Raw genomic sequence first — 23,935 nt, forward strand, 5'->3', positions numbered from 1 at the left:
ATGAAATTTAGCGACTTTGGATTTAAAAAATTTATAAATGATGCACTTAATGATATTGGTTTTGAAAAACCAACAAGTATCCAGGAAAAGGTTATTCCTTTATTAAAAAAACATAGAACAGTGATTGCACAATCACATACAGGAACTGGAAAAACTCACGCGTTTCTTTTACCAATACTTAATAACTTAGATTATTCATCTAATAAAGTGCAATGTTTAATAATTACTCCAACTAGAGAATTAGCAAGACAAATTTTTGCAAATATTAAAGAACTTATAAAATACAATGAGCAAGCAACTTGTGCATTGTATGTCGGTGGAGATGATATTGAAAAACATCAAGATGGTTTAAAAAATAAACAACCAATGATAGTTGTGGGAACTCCAACTAGACTTAGAGGTTTATATGAACAAAATTACTTGCAATTAACAACAGCAAATCATGTTGTTATTGATGAATGTGATATGATTTTTGAACTAGGATTTATCGATGATATTGATCTTATGCTTTCAAAAATGTCTAAAACAACCAACATTAGTTTATTTTCGGCAACTATTAATAATGGTTTAAAACCATTTTTAACTAAGTACTTATCTAACTCTATTTTTATCGAGAATTTAGACAAAAAACCAAGTAGTAAAAATATTGAACATATTCTTGTATGAACAAAAAATAGAGAAAACAAAGATATTTTAAAATTAATAGTAGATTCAATTAATCCTTATGTTGCTATGATTTTTGTTAATAGAAAAAATCAAATAAAAGAAGTAATTGGGTGATTAAATGAATTTGGTGTTAGAAATATTGGAGAACTACATGGTGATTTAGACCCAAGACAAAGAACAAATATGCAAAAAAGAATTCAAAATATGGAATTCAAATGAATTGTTGCATCAGATGTTGCTTCTAGAGGGATTGATATTGATGGAGTAAGTCATGTTATTTCAATCGATTTACCACAAGAATTAGATTACTACATCCATAGAAGTGGACGTACTGGTAGAAATCAATATTCTGGACAAAGTTATGTTTTATTTAATTCAAACAATCAACATCAAATTGATACATTAAAATCTCAAGGTGTTGAGTTTTCAAATAAGAAATTGGTAGGTAACCAATTAGTTGATGTTGTTCAAAAAGAAAAAATCAAAAAAGTTAACCCAAATAATCCGGCAGCCGTTGAAGAGGCTAAAATCTTAAATAGATATAAGAAAAAACCAATTAAACCAGGTTATAAAAAGAAAAGAAAAGCTGAAATTGATAAAGTTAAAAAAGATATTAGAAGAAAACATATTAAAGAATCAATTGCAAAAATTAAAAAAGAAAAATACAAAAAAAGAAGAGAAGAACTATTTGATTAGACAAGAAATTTTTAAAATTATAGGAATGAGATAGTAAAAATGAAGTTTTTAGAAATTATTACAATATATAGCGAGTTTAAATGATGATTGGAGTTCATTGTTTCATTGGTAATTGGGGGTGCCACAATTGCTGTTGCGATTATTTTGGGCAAAAAGACTTTAAAATTACAAAAAGAAGCAAACGATATTCAAAAAGCAGCTAGTTTTAAAAGTTCTAAAGATCTAGCAGAAAACTATAATGTAGTGTCTCACGATATTAGCAACTCAGTTGCTAATAGTGAAGAAAAAATAAAAAAAGATTTCAATTTTATAAAGGATAACATTTCTCAAATAACTACAAAAATTGCAATTAGTAATAATAGAATTAAAAGTAAAAATTTAAATAAAAGTTTTGTCTATAAAAAGAATAAAAAGTAAAATTGAGTTATAATAAAGAAAAGGTAAGGTGTTAATATGAAACTACCTATTAATGAAAAAGAAGATAAAAAAATCTATTCTAGAGCTAAAAAAACAGCTAAAATACTTTCTAAAAATGAACGTTTTATTTTTAATTTCTTAAAACCTCTTTTACTGTCTTATATGGAAAATACACAATTATTTTTTAATAAAAACTTAAGTAAGATAGAAGAAATAAAAAATAAATTATCAATGAATTTAAATGATAATAAGATGTTTGAAAAACTAAAGGATGAATTATCTATTATTCAAAAATTGGATTTTTTAATTAGAATTGTTGATGGTTTTGATTTTGAGAATAAAGAAATAAGAGTAGAATTCCTAAGCAATGAATTTTCAATTGTAAAAAATGACGAAGAAAAAGAGTTTAATGAACAATTGAACGAAACAACAAAATATTTTGAAGATTTACATATAGAAGAAGAAAAGAAAATCATTTCTTTTAGTGACCTTTATGAAATAGGTAATTTTATTTTGAGTTTTGTTTTAACAGAGGCATGAAGGATCAATTTTTTAGAAAATTTCATAATCAAAGATATTAAAGAAGACGTAATGAATAAAGTTATGAAAAATGAAGAGGAAGCTTTTTTAAATATAGCTATGAATTCTAAAAATAATCAAAATTTTGAGAAAAACAACTATTAAAATCAGAGACATCTAGACTCTGATTTTTTTAATTATTATGATAAAAAATTAACTCTATTTTTATAATAAAAGTAGAGTTTTGATTTATTAGAATTGATAATTAATGTAAAATATTATAGATATTTTATTTTTTATAAATAAAACAAACATAGTCATAAGGGGAAATAAAAATGGATATTACAGAAAGAATTAAGAAATTAATAGAAGCTATTTCATACCAAGTTTATGAAAAAGAAACAATCTTTAAACTAGCAATGCTAGCTTTATTAGGGGAAGAGTCAATATTTTTACTTGGAAAACCAGGGATTGCCAAATCACTTATCTCACGTAGGTTAAAATTTGCAATTAAAAATGGATCAAATTTTGAATATTTGATGTCAAAATTCTCAACACCTGAAGAAATTTATGGACCAATTGATTTACGTCTTTTAAAAGAAGGGAAATACGTTAGGGTTGTTGATGGTTATTTACCATCAGCTAACGTTGGTTTCTTGGATGAGATTTGAAAAGCTGGACCAAGTATTCAAAATACACTTCTAACAATTATTAACGAAAAAATCTTTAGAAATGGTGGAAAAGATATTAAAGTTCCATTGAAACTTTTAATTTCAGCTTCCAATGAGTTACCTGCAGAAGGTGAAGGACTAGAAGCTTTATTTGACCGTTTCATTATTAGATATATTGCTAAAGGTTTAGTAAAAGAAGATAACTTTGAACAATTACTTGATGGAGAATCAAGTTTAGATGTTGAAGTTGATCCAAGACTTCAAATAAGTGTTGAAGAACTTGAAGCTTGAAAGAAACAATCAAAACAAGTTAGAATGAGTAGAAAAACATTAGACTTTATTCATTACTTTAGAAAAAAAATGACTCTTGATACAAATGGAGAAGCATATATTTCTGACCGTAGATGAAAGAAAATTGCAGGTCTTATGAAAACTAGTGCATTTTACAATGGAAGAGCAACAACAGATATCCCTGATCTTTTTGTAATTCCTTTCTGTATTTGAGATAACGAAGATGAAGAAGAAGCATATACACAAATTTTCTATAAAGCATTTTTAGAACAATTTGGTTTAGAGTGAAGAAATGAGAAAAACAACTTACTTTCTCAACTAGATTCTATGAATGCTCAAATCGGTCAAGTTGAAGCTCAATACTTAAGATTAACTCCTTATGATTCACCATTTAGAGGTGCTCTAAAAGGAACACATTACTTAATAAACTTTACTGATGGTGGAGATGATTACAAAGTTTGTTTCATTGCTGCATCAGATTGAAACAAAATTAGTGCATTACCAAGTGAAAGTTTTGAAATAGATTTACACTTTGGTCCAAACTTAAACAAGTATGTTGGAACTCAAAAAATGGAGGTTAAAGGTTACAAATCAGATCAAATCTTATTTGTAAAAGAAAACAAAAAATACCAAGTACAAAATGATAATCCAGCAGAATTTAATAATCAAATGGTTAACTTGAGTCAACAAGTAACTGAAATTGAAAAACAAGTAAAAGAAGTTAGTGCAAAAATGTTTAAAGAATACAAAAAATATACAAACATGAATTGTGTATTCTTTGACGAAGTTTATGATGAAAAAATAGCTGAAGCTTTTGATACAGTTTCTAAAAAGAAAAAAGAACGTCAAGAAGCTTTAGAACAAGAAAATAGCGAATTTGAAATGGAATTAGACTAATTTAAAATAAAGAGAAGGTGATTATTATGGAATTTGATCTAGAACAACCAATGAATGAGATCAAAAAAGAAATTGAACGTCTTAGACAAAGAGATCTGCATAATAATGATTTTCTTGTTTTTAAAAAAGACCATGAATATGCAGCAGAACAATTAGATGACAAAATCAATAATTTTTATAGTGCATCTCACATGTCAACAATTAGTCAAGTAAAATTACCAGAACCAATCAGAAAAGAAATTATTTATTATAACTATATTTCTGATAATTTTGATGAAGTAGACTTTGCACAAAAGTTAAATCTAATACAAGGTAAATTAATTGAATTTGACTCTCCATTCTCTACATATATCGATACAATGAAGTGAAAACTTGAAAATGGATATATAGAATTGAAGGGAAGAGATTGATTGACTGAATTCTTTAGAACATGAACTTTTATGTTAACTAAAAGAATCATTGACTATAGAATGAAAACTGTTGAAGATTTAAGATATAACTATTTAGTTGAAATTTATTCAATTATAAAAAATTATGGTAAGTATGCAAAAATCTATAAAACTATGTATGATGTTTTTGGGAAAATTGCAAACATAGAAGATGAATTAAAAAATCAAAACATCGAGTCAATTGCTAGATTTGCAGACTTCCTATATAAAGATCCAAGTATTTTAAGAATTGCAGAAATGCTTGGAAGACTTAATGGAGAAGATGATTTGATGGAAGTAAATATTACTGAACAAATCACAACTTATCCTACACAAGTTAAGTTACCTTACAACCCTGAAGAGTTGGTTGGGGTAACAATGTCAAAAGATATTGAAAGATTACTTCCAATGGAACTTGCAAATCTTTTTGACCCGGAACTTGAAATCATATTTTATAAAAAATATGTTGAATCTCAATTACAAGCATTTCTTTTTGAATCAAATGAAACAATAATTGAACACGAAATTGAAGAAGTTGAATATGAAGCTCCAATTCCTTTAGAACAAGGTAAATTTATTATTTGTATTGATACATCTAGTTCTATGGAAGGGGCAGGAGAGTATATTGCAAAAACTTTAGCAATTGCTGTTGCTAAAGTTGCTCTAAAAGAAGGAAGAGATTTAGTAATTTATAACTTTGCCAATCAACATGTTGATGAATTTAACATTTTAGGTAGAACTGTAAACATCCAAAAAATGTTAGACTTCTTGGCAAAGTCATTCTATGGAAGAACTAATTCAAAACCAGCTTTCCAAAAAGTTATTGATAAAATGAATTCAGAAGATTACAAAAGAGCAGACTTGTTAATGATTTCTGACTTTATGATGGATTCACTTCCAAATTCAACTCGTGTAAAAATTGCTGACTTAAAAGATAACTATAACCGTTTTCACTCTTTAGTTGTTGGAACTATGCCAAACGTTGAAACACAAGATGTGTTTGATAATGTTATGTATTATGATCCAAATGATCCTTATTCAACAACTCAAATTGTAAAATCTTTAAATGAAACTTTAAGAGATTTAAGAGAATTGAAAGATGAAGAAGCAGCTTACAGGGATGAACAAATTGCAGAACTTAACTCAATTAGAAGTAGAAAACAAATGAGAGAAGTTCATAAAGATAGTCCTAAGTTCAAGAAACTTGAAAAAGCAAAACAAAAAGCAAAAGAACTTGAAGAGAAAAAACAAAAACTATATGGTTCAAATTAGAGAAGAGAGAATACTTGTATGGAAATAAGAGAAAAAGCAAATTTACTTATGATATATTTTGCTAAAGATGAAGAAATAATGACTTCAATTCAAAATGTAATTCGTGAGTATATGATAATTGATGCCAGAGTTTTTGGTCATGGTTACTTTAAAAGAATGGAGTATGGTATCTTGAGCAAATCAGATCCAATATTCTTTTCAAAATACTTGGTTGAAAAGTTAGTGACTGTTACAAACATTCAAGGGATAATTGAAAATAGAGAACTATCAGTTATGATAAACTCTGTTGATGAACAAAAAGAAATGCATTCAGGAAAATTATTTACAGCTGTTGCAGAAAATGAAATGATAATTACATTAGACATATTAAAGACCGATTAATAAATTTTACTTAGGTAAAATTTTTTTTTTATTCTGAAATTAATTTTATTAACCCCTATTTTTTACTATTATTTTTAAAATGAAATATAATATTTTTGAGGTTATAAAAGTTCTATGGAAATATCAATTAGAACCTTGTTAACAATTTGTTATTTTTTGAATCTACTTTTATAGAAAAAAGATAATTCAAAAAATATTTACCAAACATAAAATAATAATTTTATAAATTATCAATATAGTTTAGTGTTAAAAACTGTTTATATGATAATTTTTTTAATATACAAAAACTAATTATTAAATGTATTAATAAAAATTGAAATTTTAAAATACTCACCATTATTTCCAGGAACTTAAAAAACATAATAACCTTAAATAATTTTATAATTTCATTTTTTTAAATTATTAAAAAAGAAGGATGGTAAAAATGAAAAAATTAATTAGTTTGCTAGGGTCTCTAACATTAACTGTCTCTAGTACATCTGCTGTAATGGCATGTAGAAGTGGTGCTAAAAGAACCACAGATGATGATGCAAAAATCGTAATGGACGGGGTAACTCAAGTAATGCATGATTATTCCAAAGCTTTATTTTTAAACCAAAACGAAGTAAAAGGAGTTCATGTTAGCCCAAGTTCATTCTTAAATACTAACTTGATGAATAAAAGTTTGGAAAGTTTGGATTTAAAAGACTTGATTAGCAGTGAAAATTTGTCCAATGATACAACTTATAAAACACTTGTAGAAAAACATTTTGATGTTGATAAACTTACAAGTGATATAGATGTTTCAAACAATATTTATAAAGGAGGGGTTGAGAGTGTAACTTCACAAATTGATTTAACAATTTCTCTTTTTGTGAACCAATTGGAAGGAATAACAGATCCAACAGGATTATTTTCTTTAATAACCTTGATGGATATAAATAATTTGTTAAGTCCTGGAGGAATGTTGGCTGGACTTAAAGAAGTATTGACTAAAGAAGGTTTAAAAATTATTGAAGATGCCTTTAATAATGATATTTATTTAGGAATGACCATGCAACAAGCTATTGATTCAAGTTCGATTGGACTATCAAACGCATTAAATTTATTAGTCAACAAAGATAGCGCTATTTGATTGGAATCAGGTAGTGTTGATAATGTTAAAGATAATTTAGAAGAAGCTATGAGTTTGATTAAGATAAATTTAAATGAAATTGTAAATAACGGTGCATCAATTTCTTTTGATATTTCAAAAGATTTAAAAGTTTTGGCTGAGATAATAAGGTTTGTAAAAACAATGGTTATTTATATTGATAGTTATAGTTTTGAACAAATGACAGATAATTTTCTAAATAGAAATGATGTATTAAAAAATAGAAACACTTTAAAATTTACAATTGATAACAGTTATAACACTATCAATATAAAAAAACTGACAGGTATTTTAAATATTATGGTAAATGATGTTGATGGTAAAGGAGAAATAGTTTTTAAAAATTTATTAGCAGTGTTGATGGGTGGAACAGATACAGGATTATTTGCTCCTAATGTTGCTATTGCCATTGGACCTAAAATGTCGCACGATGCTTATGGTTTCTTAATAGGAAATGTAGCTGTAGGTCTAATGGGGGGTGAAGCTGAAATGGAACTTCCAGAAGGGTCACCTCTTGCGAAAATATATTTAGATAGTGCTGTTAGATCTTTCATAACTTATGGGTTGGCATCTTCATTTGAAAAACCACAAGCCAATTGAGATACAGGTGCTGGTGTTACTGCAATTGCATTAAGCGCACTATTAGACGATCCAACAGCAGCTGATGTTTTAGCTCCATATTTACAAGCAGTTGTAGATAACGGAGATAGAACAAAATTTGAATCAGATTGATTAGCATATATATGATCAAATAATAATCAACTTTTAAATTTTTCAATTAAAAATCTATTATCATTACCTTTAAGTGAATTACTTTCTCTTTTTGGAGGGGAAACTGAAGGTAAATTTGATAATGTTGTATCATCAATTTTTGATTTCTTTACTAGAAAAAGTCTTAAAGAAATAATTAACAATTTAAATTTAGAAATGAATTCTTTAACAAATGAACAATCAACCATTGATTTTAATGAAATAGCTAAAATTTTTGAAACTATTGGTGAAAAAATAGAGGAAGCTATAGCTAATCCAAAAGATTTTTGAAAAATATTAGGATATAAAGGAACTGGAGATTATGAAGAAAATTCTGCATTTGATTTATTGTATAAGTTTTTATCTAAATCAAAATGAATAGAATCAATCGCAAAGGTTGTAAATGTTTATATGCGTGAATATAATATGCAAGTTACTCAATTAAATTCTGCAGCCAAAACACTTTTTGATAGTTTGAATGTTACTAAAGAAAGTTCAAGTAATGATAAATTTGTTTATTCTGTTACTGATGGAAAAATTACAAATAAATTCGAAATTACTTTAACTGGTCAAACTGGTAACAAAGTAATAAAATCAATTACATTATTATAATTATTGTAAAAAATCTTTTAATAATTAAAAGATTTTTTATTTATTTTTTATTTATTGAAATTAATCTTATAATATTTAAGTATCAATAATAAAGGGAGAGAAAAAAATGAAAAAATTATTAAGTTTTTTAGGAGCTATAACTATTACAGCTTCTGCTTCGGCTACTGTTGTAGCTTGTGGTAAACCCGCGGGTCAAAAACAAAACGAAATTGCAACTGACGGATTAAGTCAAGTTATGCAAGATTATTCAAAATTATTATTTTTAAATCAAAACGAAATAAATGGAGTTCATGTAAGTTCTAGTTCTTATTTAAAAGTGAATTTGATGAACCAAAAACTATCAAGTCTTGGAATGGACAAATTAGCTATAAATGAAGGTTTAGATTCAAATGCAACTTACAATGATGTTGCAAACAAATACTTTGATGTAAATAATTTGACATCAGGTGTGACAGTTTCAGATAACATTTACCAAGGTGGGGTTGAAAGTTTAGAAAATCAAATGGATTCTACAATAGCCACTTTATTAGGGCAATTAACTAATATTACTAATCCTTCTGGTTTGTTGTCTTTATTAACTTCATTTGATATGGAACAAATGTTAGCACCAGGAGGACTTTTAGAAAGTTTTAAAGATGTTTTATCTAAGGATAACCTACAGTTATTAGAAAATGCATTTTCAACAGATGTATATGTTGGAATGACAATGCAACAAACAATGGATTCAAGTGTTATTGGACTTGCAAATGCATTAGACCAATTAATGGGCGAAGGAAAATTAAACTTAGAATATTCTAAAGAAAAATTAGAAGCAAATTATAAAACAGCTATTTCATCAATTGGAGAAAATGTTGGTGGATTATTAAGTGGTGAAAAATCAATAAGTTTTGATATTGCTACAAATATTCCTGCACTTGCAGAAATTATTAGATTTGTTAGAACTATTTTAATAAATCTTAACCAATTCGGTGATCTTACAACTGAAACTATAAAAACAAAAAAAGAAATTAAAGAAATTAGAAGTAAAACTTTTGATTCAAGTGACAATAAACTAAATCTAAAAAATTTAGTAAGTTCATTAAAATTCTTAGTTAATGATGATAACGGATATTACGTTATAAAAAATGTTTTAGCTTCATTATTTGTGTCAGTTGAAGATACAGGCGTTCTGGGAGGAGTATCTCCGTTTGAAGAATATAACGAGGGAAATGATGGTTATGCTGATTTATTAGCATCTATTTTAGAAAAAGTAGCTGGAATGGAAACTGTAGATACAGGGATGGACGAACCTTTTATGGAAATAGACTTAAGTACCGTTTATATAAAAGCATTTATTAGGGCGTTTATAAATATTGGAGCTTATGGAGCAGATGATAGTATAGGAGCTGGATTTGTATTATCCGCATTAGCATATGAAGATACTCTTGAAGAGGGGATTATTAAAGATTTAGTTTCAAAAATAAACGGAGGTTTATATGAAGGAGCTTATACGGTAGGAGCAGAAGTTAGTGAAGAATATCAAAGCTTTATAGTGGACTGAGTTTCATATCTTTGAACAAACGATAATAAAGAATTAAACTTTAATCTTAAATCTTTATTAGATCAACCTTTAAGTGGTTTGATGAATTTATTTGGTGGAACAACAAATAAATTTGATAATATTACATCATCAGGTTTTGATTTCTTAACAAGTAAAAGTTTAAAAGAAATAGTTAATGACTTAGATGCACAAATGGTTGAACTAACAGATGAGCAAGCTACAGTAGATTTTGGTGAATTAGCAAATATAATTGGAGAAATTAAAAATAAAATTGATGATGCTCTTGCAAATCCAAAAGATTTTTGAAAAATTTTGGGTTATGAAGGTAAAGATAAATATACACCAGGTTCTGCCTTTGATTTATTAGATAAGTTCTTAAAAAAAGCTGGTTGATTAGAATCTGTTGGTAAAGTTATTGATAGTTATTTGAGTGTTTATGCAGGTAAAATCAGAAAATTAAATACTGATGCAAAAACATTATTTAATAGTTTGAATGTTACTAAAGAAAGTTCAAATAATGATAAATTTGTTTATTCTGTTACTGATGGAAAAATTACAAATAAATTCGAAATTACTTTAACTGGTGAAACTGGAAACAAAGTAATTAAATCAATTGCATTATTATAAAAAAACTAAAAAATCTAACCTAATGGTTAGATTTTTTCTTTTTTATCAGTATGCAAAAGGTTTTTTAATATTTAAAACAACTTTTAGATTTTATTTTTTGATAACGCATACCTTTATAATGATAAATAAGAAGAGGAGAAAATAAATGATTGCCAAATTTAAAGAGTATTTCACAAAGAAAGTGAAATTGAAGATAATAGTATTTTCGATTATTTCGGGATGCCTATTATTATTGAGTATTTTGATGATGGTTCCAGGAGTGGGACTTGAATCAAAAAGTTTCATTGACAGTATTGAAACACAAATAAAAAAAATTATGCCAAAAGGTACTTATATTATTAAAGGGGACAGTGCAACATATAATACTATGATGGAAAATGTTGTTAGAGGTGCATACCAAACTGATGCAACTTCAACATTAAATTCAAACGAAATGTCACCAGAAGATTATGATGCAGCATTAAAAGCTTATTCAGAATTTGCAAACACTTGATATTTAAATAGATGAGAAAATGCAATAAAAGAACAAAAAGATCTAGACTTATATGATTTAGGGATGGATTTAGTTAAATTTGATAAAGCAGTATCAACAGAATTTCTAAGTTACGGTTATGTACATGCAGGAATTGCTTGATTTTTCCATCCTGGAGGAATTAAAGATATCTTTTCAAAAGAAAGATATAATGATGCTTTAAGAAATCAAACTATGATTGACCAAGAAGTATATGATGAAGCACTTAATTATGTGGTTCCAGGTACAAATGTACCAAATATAAATAAATCATTGGGAACTTTATTATTGAATAATAAAACATGATTTTTAAATTACCAAATTGAAAACATTAAATATGGTTTTAATGTAATGGGGGTAAATGTATTTGAAGATTCAAATCTTAGTGTGTCTACAATGCCTAAAAGTTCAATGGATATATCTGAATTATATATGCCAAACTTTACATCTACTCTGCAAGTTTTAAGAGCAGGGATTGTTATGTTTTTTATTTACATTGGATTAATTTTACCTTTATATATTTATGCAATGGTAATGCTAATTAAAAATAGAAAAGAGAAAGGATAGTTATGAGAAAATTACTTGGTTTTTTAGGTGCGTTAAGTTTAACTGCAACATCTACAATTACAGTTGTTGCTTGTACACCAACGCAAGGAAAAATTAATACTAATTTTGATTTGAGTATTGGGATTCATATAGATAAAAGCAAAGCGCAAGATACTAGTTCTGATAAAAATGAACATTTAGGTGTTTCAAACTTTTTTACATTGGGAGATAGTTTGAGCGACCAAAACGGAATAACAACACTTCTTAAAAATAAATTAGGGGTTAATTTACAAATGGCGGGAGAATATAAAAATGGTTTTAGTAATGGACCAACAACTGCTGCTATTATCAATGAGAAATTAAAATTCACAACTGAAGAATTTAGTGCTGCAAACATTGTTCAAGAGGATGCACCAATTAGTAAAGGTGACAAAAATGTTTGAGGTAAAAATTATTCAGTTGGAGGAGCTACTGCCATGACTCAAACTGGGGTTGCAGGTATGATTATCAATGATTCAAGAATTGATTTACAAGCAGAAGCTTTAGTTAAACAACAAGTCATTCATGATGATGATATGGTTTTATTTGAAATTGGAGGAAATGACTTATTTGCATTAATTGATAATGCAATAAATGATCCTTCAATGCAAGTTAGCATATTGAATGAAGCAATGGCAAATATTAAAAATTCAATCTTTACACTTCTAAATAATGGTGTAAAGAAATTAGCAATTTTAACACCACCAAATCTTGAGTTTGTTCCAAAATATAATGAAACAACAGATGAAGATAAAATGGAATTTATTCAAAGAATTGGTAAAGAATTTAATGAAAAAATGTTAAATGTAATTAATGAAGCTAAACAATATTATGAAAATAATATTTATGTTTATGGATTATATGAAAATTTTGAATCTATCTTAGATGGATTTAAAGAAGAAGTTGGAACTGGTGCAAACATTACGGATAAAAGTACAACACCAGTTGGTAGTTGAGAAAGCGACTTAATTCAAGGTAAATCTGAAATTAAAATGGAAGTTCAAGCAATTAAAGGTGTTGATATGGATAAGTACTTCTTCACAGATGAAGTACACCCTACAAAAGTAGGGCATGAATATTTTGCTAATTTATTTTTCGAAGAATTGAAAAGTAAATTTAATTTATTAGGAGATGAATAGAATGAAAAAATTATTAGGAATTTTAGGAGCAGTTTCATTATCTGCTTCTGCATCAGTGTCTGTTGTGGCGTGTTCTTCACAAAGACCAAACTTATTTAATGATGAAATTTCACAAGATACATTATCAAAATTAATGTCTCAATATGCAAAAGTTTTGTTTATTAACCAAAATGGAGCTGGAGATTCTGGGTTACACATTAGTCCGGGTGAAATTTTTAACAGTAAAATTAAATCACAATATTTAGACAAATTAGATTTAACAAAATTTGATAAGTCTTTAGAAATTTCAGATACAACTAGATTCCAAGAACTTGGATCTAATTATCTAAACTTTGATAAATTATCAAGTGAATTATCTGTAAGTGAAGATATTTATCAAAATGGTGTTATGTCAATGGAAAGTTCAGCACCCGATATTTTAAAAACTTTAGCTGAAAATGCACCAACTTTATTATCTGCATTAGCAAACCCATCAGCATTAGCTGGAATTTTAGAAAAATTTGATATGAGTAGTTTATTATCACCAGATATTGCGCAAGTATTTGGAAAAGTTCTAACAAATGAAAATATGCAATTGATTGAAAATGCATTTAGCAATGAAGTTTATGCAAATATGTCAATGCAACAAGCCTTAGATTCAAGTGTTATTGGTCTTGCAAATGCTTTGGAAAACTTAACAAATCCTTCTTCAGGAGTTTGAATTGAATACACTGGATTTAGTGATTCAAATATGAGTGAACAATTGGAAGCAAATTACCAAAAAGCTATAGGTTCTTTATCAGGAGTAATTGGTGGTTTAATAAGTGGCACTAAATCAATTAATTTTGATTTAATTAAAAATTTACCAGCAATTGCTGAAATTATAAGATTTATAAGAACATTATTAGTGTATTTAAACCAATATACTTTTGATGATTATACAAATGGAATAATTAAGGTTAATAAAGTTGAAACTGTGAGAAGTAAAAAAATGCAAGATGTTGCTAATGAAGTGGACTTAAAACCATTATTACAATCTTTAAAATACATGGTAAATGATACTGACAATAATGGAGCAGTTGTAATCAAAAACTTATTAGCGGTAGTTGCAGGTTCTGTTAAAACCACAAACATACAAGAAAACTATGATGGTGGACATGATGGATTTGCAGACTTACTGGGTAATGTTGTTGTAAATATAGCTGGTATGGAAAGTATTAGTGTTAATGTTTCTGGTCTTAATTTAGAAATAAATCTTAAATCTGTTATTAGAGCGGTTTTAAACTACTGTGTCGGAACTTCTACTGGAGAGGGTGATTGAAAATCTGATTCACTAATGAATAATGTAATAAAAGCTATTTTTGGGTTAGTTAATGATCCGATGATTGCTGAAACAATACCTCAACAACTTTTAGACTTATTAATAGGTATTTCTGATGCTGGTGATGCATCTAAATTTTCAGATGACATAATTGGATATCTATGAAATCAAAGTGATGAAACAATTGGATTTTCAATTAAAACACTGCTTTCAACTCCAATGGCATCAATTCCAAGTTTACTTGAACCATTATTGGGTGGTTCAAGTTCAGAATCAAGCAAACTGGGATATGATGTAAGTACTTCATCAGAATTTGACTTTATTTTAGGTAAAAGTATAAAAGATATTGTCAATGACTTAAGTGAAGCTGTTGATAAATCTAAAAATACAAAAATGGATTTTGATGGACTTACAAAAGTTATTAAAGCAGCTAGAAAAGATGATGCTTTGGTAAAAGGGTTAAGTGACCTTAAAAACTTATTTAAATATCTAGGTATTGAAGATGGAAAAGTTGTGGCTGGATCAGTTTTAGATGAACTTTCAAAAAGTGTTGGAACTTGAGATTGACTTGCAAATGTCTTGGAGGTTTTAGGAAAATACATGAATAGTGGAAGTGATCTTGGAAAACTTGCATCTGATGCACTAGAAAATATATCAGTTACAAAAATTGATAAAAAAGGTGTAAATGATTTTGTCTATACAGTAACTGATGGTGAAGATATTTTAGATAGATATGAAATCACTTTAAAACCATATAAACAAAAATTAATTATTGATAAAATAACTTTGGTTAAATAATTTTTTAAAAATTCTCATTAAATTGAGAATTTTTTTTTCACTTTATAAGTTTGTTTTTATAAAATTTTTTTAAATATTAAAACAACTTTTATAAATCAACAATATTTGAAATAGTTATTTAGAATAATTTAGTAAGGGAGATAAATTATGTTAACTAAATTTAAAGAATATTTCACAACTAAAGTGAAACTAAAAATTATTATTTTTTCAGTGTTATCAGGATTGCTATTTTTATTAAGCTTTTTAATGATAGTGCCTGGAATGGGACTGGAATCAAAAAGTTTCATTGATAGTATTGAAACACAAATTAAAAAAATTATGCCTAAAGAAACATATGTAGTTTCTGGAAATGACCCGGCATATAATGAAATGATGAACAATGTAATCCAAGGTGCTTACTTGACAGACGTTCAATCAACTCTTAATTCATATGACACAGAACCTGGTGAATATGCAGCGTTAAGAGAACAATATGAAAAATTTGCAAAAGATTGATATCAAAAAACTTGAGGTGATCATGTTGCAAACAAGAAAGATCTAGACCTATATGATTTAGGAATGGACTTAGTAAAATTTGATAAAGCAGTATCAACTGAATTCTTCAGTTTTGGATATGTTAATGCAGGAATTGCTTGATTCTTCCATTCTGGAGGAATCAAAGATATCTTTTCAAAAGAAAGATATAATGACGCATTAAGAAATCAAACAATGGTTGACCAAGATGAATACAATAAAACTGTTGTTGTAACTTCTTCTGGAATAGAACTATCAAATGTTAGTGCTTCAAAAGGGGCAATGTTATTAAATAATAAAACTTGATTTTTAAATTATCAAATTTCAAATATTATTTATGGATTTGACGCAATGGGACACAATGTCTTCAATGACCCAAACCTTAGTGTAGAAACAATGCCAAAAAGTTCAATGGACATATCAGAATTATATGTGCCAAACTTTACAGGAACTTTACAAGTATTGAGAGCAGGAATTGTATTATTCTTAATCTACATGTGTTTAATCTTACCTCTATATATCTTTGCAATGGTAATGTTAATCAAAAATAGAAAGAAAGGTAATTAATAATGAAAAAATTATTAGGAATTTTAGGAGCACTAGGTCTTACAACTTCAACAGCTGCAACTGTTGTTTCTTGTACACCAGCTCAAGCAGATATCGATCTTTCTGTTAATCACGCAATTGGTAACGATATTGATAAAACAAATGCGAAAAACACAGGAGATGATGCTTCTAAACATTATGGATTTACAAACTTCTTCACTTTAGGTGATAGTTTAAGTGACCAAAACGGTATTACTACATTAATTAAAAATAAACTTTCAATAAGTATTGAAATGGGTGGAGAATACAAAAATGGATTTAGTAATGGTCCTACAACTGCAGCATTAATTAACAATAAATTAAACTTTAACGATGAAGAATTTAGTGCAGCAAACATTGCTCAAAAAGATGCACCAATTAGCAAAGGTGAAGAAAAAGTTTGAGGTAAAAACTATTCAGTTGGAGGAGCTACTGCTATGACACAAAGTGGAGTTTCAGCAGCATTTATAAATGACTCAAGAATTGATTTACAAGCACAAGCATTAATCCAACAACAAGTTGTTGGTGCAAATGATCTAGTTATGTTAGAAATTGGTGGAAATGATTTATTTGCGATGATAGATAATATGAATAACCCCTCAAAACAAGTGACTATTATGAATGAGGCACTTGCAAACATTCAAAAAGCAGTTTACACATTGCTTAACAACGGTGTAAAAAATATTGTATTTTTAACACCTCCAGATTTAACAATAGTTCCAAGATATGTTAACGCAGGAGAAGAAATTCTTAACTTTGTTGATAAAATTGGACACGAATTTAATAAAAAAATTATAGCTATTTTAGATGAAGCAAATAAAGCAAATGACAACAATATTTACATTTACGATTTATTTACAGAATTTAAAACAGTAATTGAAAAATTTAAAGTAGTATCAGAAAACAAAGTTGTTGATAAAGAGTTTGCTTCAAGTAATGCATTTGATTTATCAAAAATTGATATAAGTGATATTCAAAACTTTAAATTAGAAGCTACTAAATTAGAAGAAAATAGTGATAAAAATATTGAAGACTTCTTCTTTATTGATCAAGTTCACCCTACAAAAGCAGGGCATGAATTTTTCTCAGAAATCTTCTTTAAAGCTTTACAAGAGCATTATGACTTTAAGGAGGTTAAATAATTATGAAAAAACTTTTAAGTATTTTAGGAGCTATGAGTATTACAGCATCAGCATCAGCTAGCGTTGTTGCTTGTGGACCTGCAAAAGTTACAAATTTATATACAGACAATGTTTCTCAAGAAACTATTGCAAAATTAATGTCACAATATGCAAAAGGTCTATACTTAAACCAAAACGGTGAACAAACAACTAAAAGTCATATTAGTTCAAGTGAAGTGTTTAATAATATGGTTAAAGACCAATATTTAGATGACTTAGGATTAGAAGGTTTTGATGAAAGTTTAGGAATTTCAAAATATACAAGATTTAACGAAGTTGCTTCAAACTTTATAAATACTGAAAATCTAACAAGTAAAGTTGAAGTTAGTGAAAGAGTTTGACAAGGTGGAGTGGTTTCTATGGAAAACCAAGTACCTGAATTACTTCAATCAGTTGTTGATATGGCACCATCATTAATTGGAGCTCTAGCAAACCCTGCAGCATTAGCGGGAATGCTTGAAAATCTAGATATTAGTGCATTTATTCAACCAGAAGTTTTAAAGGTTATGGCAAATGTTTTAACTGAAGAAAACTTCCAACTAATTGAAAATGCATTTAGTAACGATGTTTATGAAAACATGAGTGTTCAACAATCATTGGACTCAAGTGTTATAGGACTTGCAAATGCAATGGCAAACTTAACAGGAACTGGAACTGATAAATTTATTCAATCTTCAGGGTTCGACAAAGATACTCTAGATACAGATTTAGAAACAAATTATAATCTTGCAATAAATTCATTAATTAAATCTATTGGAGGATTTATGGGTGGATCTGTTTCGATCAAATTTGACTTGGTTGAAAGTGTTCCGGCTGTTGCTGAAATATTAAGATTTGTAAGAACTTTACTAGTTTATTTAAACTCATTTACTTATGAAGATTACACAAATGCAGAAGGTGTTAAAGCTGTAGATGTAAAAACCAAAAGAGATACAAGTATGAATGAAATAGATAACACAACAGATATAAAAAAATTACTAGATGTATTAAAATATATGGTTAATGACCAAGATGGCAATGGTGTTGTTGTATTAAAAAATGTACTTGGAATATTGGCTGCAACTTCTTCATCTGTTGCTTGTGTTGTGTCAGAAACAGTTCCTAATACAGGTGTATATCCGAGTGAACATGCTGCATTTGGGGATTTAATAACAAAAATTTTATTTGCAATGACAGGAATGAGTGAAATAGTTGAAGCAAACCCAATTCCATCTATACCAAGTATGGTTTTAAAAGTTAACGTTAAATCATTCTTAAGAGACCTAATTAATTCAGGTGCAAATATGAAAGGTAAATCATCTGCAAATTGAAGTGTATCTTCTCAAACAAACCAAGTTTTAACAGGAATGTTTGCAAATACTTCATTGGTTACTGAACCTTTAAAATCAATTTTAGAAGCTATAAAAGAAAAAGGAGATTCAACAACTTTTAAAAATGATTGAGTAGCATACTTATGAGACAATGATAATGAAGCTTTAAACATGTCTATTAAAGGTATGTTAGATCAACCGTTATCTGGATTAATGTCTTTATTTGGAGAAACTGAAGTTGCTAAAAAATTAGGATTTGATGTTAAAACTTCAACCGCATTTGATTTCTTATTAAACAAAAGTCTTAAAACAATAGTTAACGATTTAAGTGCAGCTGTAGATACTGCAAAAAATACTGAATTTAATTTTGATGATATTACAAAAGTAATTCAAGCTTGTAGAAAAGATGATGCTTTAGTTAATGCATTAAGAGACCCAGAAAACTTAATGAGTCATTTAGGGCTAGTTGATGGAAAAGTTATTGAAGGTTCAGTGTTAGATGTTATTTCAAAAACTGTTGGAACTTATGATTGATTAGTTAAAGTTCTTCAAGTAATCCAAGGTTACTTAAATGAAGGAAATAATTTAGCAAAATTAGTTAAAGATCAATTAAAAGAAATTAAAGTCGAAACAACTATCAAAGGAACAAATACTTTTGTTTATACAGTTTCTCAAGGTGATGTAACAAACACATTCGAAATTGCTATGAAACAAGTAAAAAACAAATTAGTTATTGATAAAATTACTTTAGTTGACTAATTTATTAAAAACAAATCATACAAGATTTGTTTTTTTATTTGTTTTTTTTATAATTCTTAACAATAAATGCAAAATTTTAAAAAAACTATTAAATTTCACTCTTTTTTAGTATAATAAAACTAATCTTTATATATATGCCTCAGGTATTTATATAAAGGTAAAAACGGAAAATATGAGGTGACAGAGTATGATCGGAATAATTTCGACAGCTTACTTTACAGTTAAAGACCGTCCAGGTATTAGAACTGTAAGAAAATACTGATGAAGAAACATGGTTATTCAACACGTTAAGTACAGAGGGAAATTCTTTGTAATAGCTACAATTGGGTATGGTAAAGCAAATGCTGCTATGGCAATTACTTACTTAATGGAAGAGTATCCAGGATTAGAAACAGTACTAAACGTTGACTTAGCTTTATCAACAAATGACAAATTTGATACTACTGACACTGTTATGTCTACAAAATTTATTTATAGAGATGCAGACTTAACAGTTTTCAAAGATATTAAATATGGACAAATCGTTCACGAACCAGAAGCATTTACATTCAATACAGAGTTCGTAAACCAAGTTAAAAACTTCAAATTAGGAGTTTCTGACGGAATTGTTGGGACAGCAGATATGTTGATCTACAACTCAAAACAATTTAAAGAAATGGTTGACAAATACGGTCAAACTATTGACGTAATTGATACAGAAGCTGGAGCATTAGCTCAAGTTGCTAAAAAATCAAGTGTAAACTTCGTTGCAATGAAAATTATGTATAACAATGCATTATCACCATGAGACAACGATCCTCTACACAAATTTAAAATTTACGAAACAGCTAATACTTTAAAATACTTATTAGCTAGATTATTTAACTTATTATCATCAAGATATGTTCTTGACTTTACAAAAAACACAAATGATGAATTAGAAATTATTAATGAATTATTTGAATTAGAACATGATGCTTGAGTAAAAAGATTCAAAAAAGATGTTGTGTCACTTATCTCAGGTATGGGACCATCATTAATGTTAGTTGACAAAAAAGGTATTAAACCTGAAGCAGTTGACATTGTTGAAGTTATGAAAGCAAAAATCGAAGACGAAGGTCCTTCAAAAGTAATCTTAGGGGAAGATGAATGAAAAAATGCTCCTAAAAAATGATTACGTAAATTAATGTTCTTACAAAACATCCACGTAAACGATGATGAATTATTATGAAATAAATCAGCAAAATACGACATCAAAACTGGGAAAATTAACTCAATCGAAGATGTTGCTAAAGCAATCGCTGATCGTTCTCAAGACAAATCATCATATACTTATGATGGAACAACTGTTAACAACAAACACTTACTAGTTGCTTGTGATGCAGCAATTTCATTCTACATTACACACAACGAAACTCACGAGTTTGTTGAAAGCAGAAAACAAGGTTCAAAACTTGTAGCTAACGAATTTACAAAATACTTAAATGAATTATTAGCTGAAGTTGAATCACCATTTGAAAAAATTGTAGTTTATGTTAAAGTTCCAGCAATGGGAGCTGTAAAAATCCCTGTATTTGTTGAAACTAAATCAAAAGCTAACCAAGCAATCGTATTCAATGGTTACTCAGCAAAAGCTCAAAAAGACTTTACAGTTGTAGATATTACAAGAAATGACTACGACCCACTAAAAGTTGGATCATTCAAAGTTACAATTCGTTTAAAAGCTGAAAATTAATAAATAAAAATCACTTTCAAGTGATTTTTTTTATGCTCTAAAAAATGTTATAATCATTTCTAAAGGGTGACGTATATGGAAAAGAAAAATAAAAAAGTTATAGATGTTGATAAAGAAGCAGAACTTGCTTTTGAAGAACTTTTAGATCTTTCAACTTCAGAATTACAAGATATAGTTTTAGATCAAGAAACTAAAAAAAGAACTTCTAAAAAAAGTTACCTTAAAGTTTCAGATAAAGATAAATTAGGGCAAAACGATTTATTTAATATAATACAAAACGCAAAAAAACAAGAAGGAATAGTTAACAAGGAAATGTGAGTTGACGATTCTGTTGACGAAGAAAAAGCGATAATTGAAAAAGCAAAAGCAAAAGGTAAATCTGAATATGATTCAGATGTTTTAAGAGAATTAATTTTAAAAAGACAACAACAAAGAAGAAATACAAATGGTATGAGCGCATTTCTAAATAGTGTTAAAGATAAAAAAGATAACTACGATAAATAATTTTTTATAAAATAAAAAATTATTTATTTTTTATTTAAAAAAGTATTTTTGTAATACAATACTTTTAAGAAATAACAAATAGAATCGGAGAGCACCATGGAACCATTAAAAGATGAAAATCAAGAACTAGATAGTCAGGAAATAACAATTGATGAGTTCCACTCCAAAGAAGAACAAAAAGCAATGAAGAAGGTTGCAAGAACTTTAATTAAAAATGAAGGTAATGGACAAATTGACCTTTCTCACATAGAAAATAAAATTATGTCTAGAAGAGAACAAATTCTTTTAGTTCAAACTTATTTTAAAACTAAATTCTTCAAAGATTTAGCGATGCTTGCATTAGCTGCTTTGATCATGACAATATCATTTGACTACTTTATTTCATCAACTGGAAGAACTGGACTATTTCCTGCTGGGTTAGGTTCTGTTGCTCGTTTTCTAGCGATTCTAACATTTAATGATGATGTTTCAAAACAATCATCTTTCTACTTTATTTATTACTTTTTAATGAATTTACCTTTATTTGTTTTTGGATATATTAAATTGGGTAAAAAATTTACATATACCACTTTATTATTTATTGGTCTGCAAATTGCGTTTGACCAGATTTTACAATTAATTCCTTTTATTAATCCAACTTCATTTCACGTAATTGTAAATTACCAATTATTACAAGAAATTGGAAATTCTTGAAATTCTGGTATTTGATTATTTATTTTTGCAGCCCTTGGAGGGGTATTATTAGGGGTTGCATACTCTATAACTTATAAAATTGGTTCTTCAACAGGGGGTTCTGATTTTTTGACCATGTATTTTTCAAATAAAAAAAATACACCAATTGGTAACATAAACAGAAATGTTAATTTTTGTATTTTAGGAGTTGTAATTATTTTAAATACAGCAATTTTACCAATGGATATGATAAATGCTGACATTAAAATTAATGCTTTAAGTAATTTAGGATGAGAAAATGCTTTAAGCGATGGAACCATTGATAAAATGATCGATTTTGCAGTTAATCCTGCAAACAGAGTAGCTGTAATTGATGGTCAAATAAGTCCTGAATTCATTTTTAATCTTGGTTTAGATTCAGATGTAGTAACTCCAGAAAACTTAGCTGAAAATATTAAAAATATTTTCACAAAAGATGGGGCAAATCCAAGTTACCAATATAATTATTTAATTGAAATATTAACAAAAAAAGGGTTTGGAAATGAAATGTCAGGAGTTTCTGCTCTTAAAGTTAAAGTAATGTTTATGTTTGGACCAAGTTTATTTGCATCAATTGTTTTAGTTCTTTGTGTTTCTATGACAACAAATGCACTATATCCAAAATACAAAATTAGAACATTTTTGATTACAACAAACAGTCCAAAAGAAATGAACAAAACTTTATTGGATAAAGGATATCAAAATGATATTGTTTCTTGAGATGGAACTAACAGAATTAATAGAAACTACTTACACAGAAGTGTAATAATGGTTTCTATGTCTGTTATGAACTGGGATTTAATAGAAAAAGAAATATTCTTAGCAGATCCTCATGCAAAAATAAATGTTTTAAAAACTAAAGCTGTAAAAGGAATCTTTAACTATGAAATTAAAAAGAATGATGAAAGAGATATCATTCATAGACAAGTTGAAAGAGACGAAGTAGAGCTTGAAAAAATCAGACAAATTGCAATTGTTAAATATAATAAAGAAAATGAAAAGATTAACAAGAAAAGAAGTAAAAAAACTAAAAAGATTAGTAAAATTACAAATAAGATTGTTGGAAAAGATAATGATAAAAAAATACAATAAATTAAGATTTATTGTATTTTTTTTGTATAATAAATTGGTATGGTGATTATATGAGAGAACAGTACTTGTTAGAGGTTGTAAGCAAGATGTTAGACTTAAAACTAACAGAAATTAGGCAACAAATTAAAAATGTAACAATATATGACTTGTATAATTACGTAAAAAATATTATATTAAAGAATAATAAGATTAGGGATGTTAATGATGCTTCTTTTTACATAATGAACATAAAAGTAAATAAGCTATTTGAATATTTAAATGTCGAAACAATTATGGACAATTCAAATACAATAGAGATGGATTTAAAAATAATATTAGAGGGATAAGTGATTGT

At 27.7% G+C, this 23,935-nt stretch carries 18 protein-coding genes; all 18 read left to right on the forward strand.

The window, feature by feature from the left end; all coding sequences use genetic code 4:
- Nucleotides 1-1,362: a DEAD/DEAH box helicase gene (locus SCHIN_RS02850; RefSeq protein WP_166508131.1), complete on the forward strand. Its 1,362-nt coding sequence runs from the start codon at nt 1-3 to the stop codon at nt 1,360-1,362.
- A 39-nt stretch (nt 1,363-1,401) separates the two neighbouring features.
- Complete coding sequence (locus SCHIN_RS02855; RefSeq protein WP_166508132.1) at nt 1,402-1,779, forward strand: hypothetical protein; 378 nt, start codon at nt 1,402-1,404, stop codon at nt 1,777-1,779.
- Nucleotides 1,780-1,815: 36 nt separating this feature from the next.
- Nucleotides 1,816-2,463 (forward strand): hypothetical protein, encoded by a 648-nt coding sequence (locus SCHIN_RS02860; protein ID WP_166508133.1) that lies wholly within the window; start codon nt 1,816-1,818, stop codon nt 2,461-2,463.
- A gap of 170 nt (nt 2,464-2,633) precedes the next feature.
- Nucleotides 2,634-4,157, forward strand: coding sequence for an AAA family ATPase (locus tag SCHIN_RS02865; protein ID WP_166508134.1), 1,524 nt, complete (start codon nt 2,634-2,636; stop codon nt 4,155-4,157).
- 26 nt (nt 4,158-4,183) lie between these two features.
- Nucleotides 4,184-5,857 carry a vWA domain-containing protein gene (locus SCHIN_RS02870; RefSeq protein WP_166508135.1) on the forward strand — a complete coding sequence of 558 codons (1,674 nt, stop codon included), beginning with the start codon at nt 4,184-4,186 and terminating at the stop codon, nt 5,855-5,857.
- Nucleotides 5,858-5,875: 18 nt separating this feature from the next.
- The gene (locus SCHIN_RS02875) at nt 5,876-6,238 is read left to right on the forward strand and encodes a hypothetical protein (protein WP_166508136.1); all 363 of its coding nucleotides are present in this window, start codon (nt 5,876-5,878) and stop codon (nt 6,236-6,238) included.
- A 424-nt stretch (nt 6,239-6,662) separates the two neighbouring features.
- Nucleotides 6,663-8,732, forward strand: coding sequence for a hypothetical protein (locus SCHIN_RS02880; RefSeq protein ID WP_166508137.1), 2,070 nt, complete (start codon nt 6,663-6,665; stop codon nt 8,730-8,732).
- Between the two features lie 106 nt (nt 8,733-8,838).
- Complete coding sequence (locus SCHIN_RS02885; protein WP_166508138.1) at nt 8,839-10,899, forward strand: lipoprotein; 2,061 nt, start codon at nt 8,839-8,841, stop codon at nt 10,897-10,899.
- A 145-nt stretch (nt 10,900-11,044) separates the two neighbouring features.
- Complete coding sequence (locus SCHIN_RS02890; protein WP_166508139.1) at nt 11,045-11,977, forward strand: hypothetical protein; 933 nt, start codon at nt 11,045-11,047, stop codon at nt 11,975-11,977.
- Nucleotides 11,978-11,979: 2 nt separating this feature from the next.
- On the forward strand, nt 11,980-13,134 hold the full coding sequence (locus SCHIN_RS02895; protein WP_166508140.1) for an SGNH/GDSL hydrolase family protein: 1,155 nt from the start codon (nt 11,980-11,982) through the stop codon (nt 13,132-13,134).
- A 1-nt stretch (nt 13,135) separates the two neighbouring features.
- On the forward strand, nt 13,136-15,232 hold the full coding sequence (locus tag SCHIN_RS02900) for a lipoprotein (RefSeq protein WP_166508141.1): 2,097 nt from the start codon (nt 13,136-13,138) through the stop codon (nt 15,230-15,232).
- A gap of 147 nt (nt 15,233-15,379) precedes the next feature.
- Complete coding sequence (locus SCHIN_RS02905; RefSeq protein WP_166508142.1) at nt 15,380-16,312, forward strand: hypothetical protein; 933 nt, start codon at nt 15,380-15,382, stop codon at nt 16,310-16,312.
- Between the two features lie 2 nt (nt 16,313-16,314).
- Nucleotides 16,315-17,472 carry an SGNH/GDSL hydrolase family protein gene (locus SCHIN_RS02910; RefSeq protein WP_166508785.1) on the forward strand — a complete coding sequence of 386 codons (1,158 nt, stop codon included), beginning with the start codon at nt 16,315-16,317 and terminating at the stop codon, nt 17,470-17,472.
- Between the two features lie 2 nt (nt 17,473-17,474).
- Nucleotides 17,475-19,580, forward strand: coding sequence for an MOLPALP family lipoprotein (locus SCHIN_RS02915; RefSeq protein WP_166508143.1), 2,106 nt, complete (start codon nt 17,475-17,477; stop codon nt 19,578-19,580).
- 187 nt (nt 19,581-19,767) lie between these two features.
- On the forward strand, nt 19,768-21,294 hold the full coding sequence (gene fib / locus SCHIN_RS02920) for a cytoskeletal motor fibril protein Fib (protein ID WP_166508144.1): 1,527 nt from the start codon (nt 19,768-19,770) through the stop codon (nt 21,292-21,294).
- 75 nt (nt 21,295-21,369) lie between these two features.
- On the forward strand, nt 21,370-21,798 hold the full coding sequence (locus tag SCHIN_RS02925; protein WP_166508145.1) for a hypothetical protein: 429 nt from the start codon (nt 21,370-21,372) through the stop codon (nt 21,796-21,798).
- Nucleotides 21,799-21,894: 96 nt separating this feature from the next.
- A complete protein-coding gene (locus SCHIN_RS02930) occupies nt 21,895-23,601 on the forward strand; it encodes a YitT family ABC transporter (RefSeq protein ID WP_166508146.1) in 1,707 nt (568 codons plus the stop codon).
- 86 nt (nt 23,602-23,687) lie between these two features.
- Nucleotides 23,688-23,927, forward strand: a complete 240-nt coding sequence (locus tag SCHIN_RS02935; RefSeq protein ID WP_166508147.1) for a hypothetical protein — start codon at nt 23,688-23,690, stop codon at nt 23,925-23,927.
- Nucleotides 23,928-23,935: the final 8 nt, after the last annotated feature.

This window comes from Spiroplasma chinense, from assembly GCF_008086545.1.
GTDB classification, from domain to species: domain Bacteria; phylum Bacillota_I; class Bacilli_A; order Mycoplasmatales; family Mycoplasmataceae; genus Spiroplasma_A; species Spiroplasma_A chinense.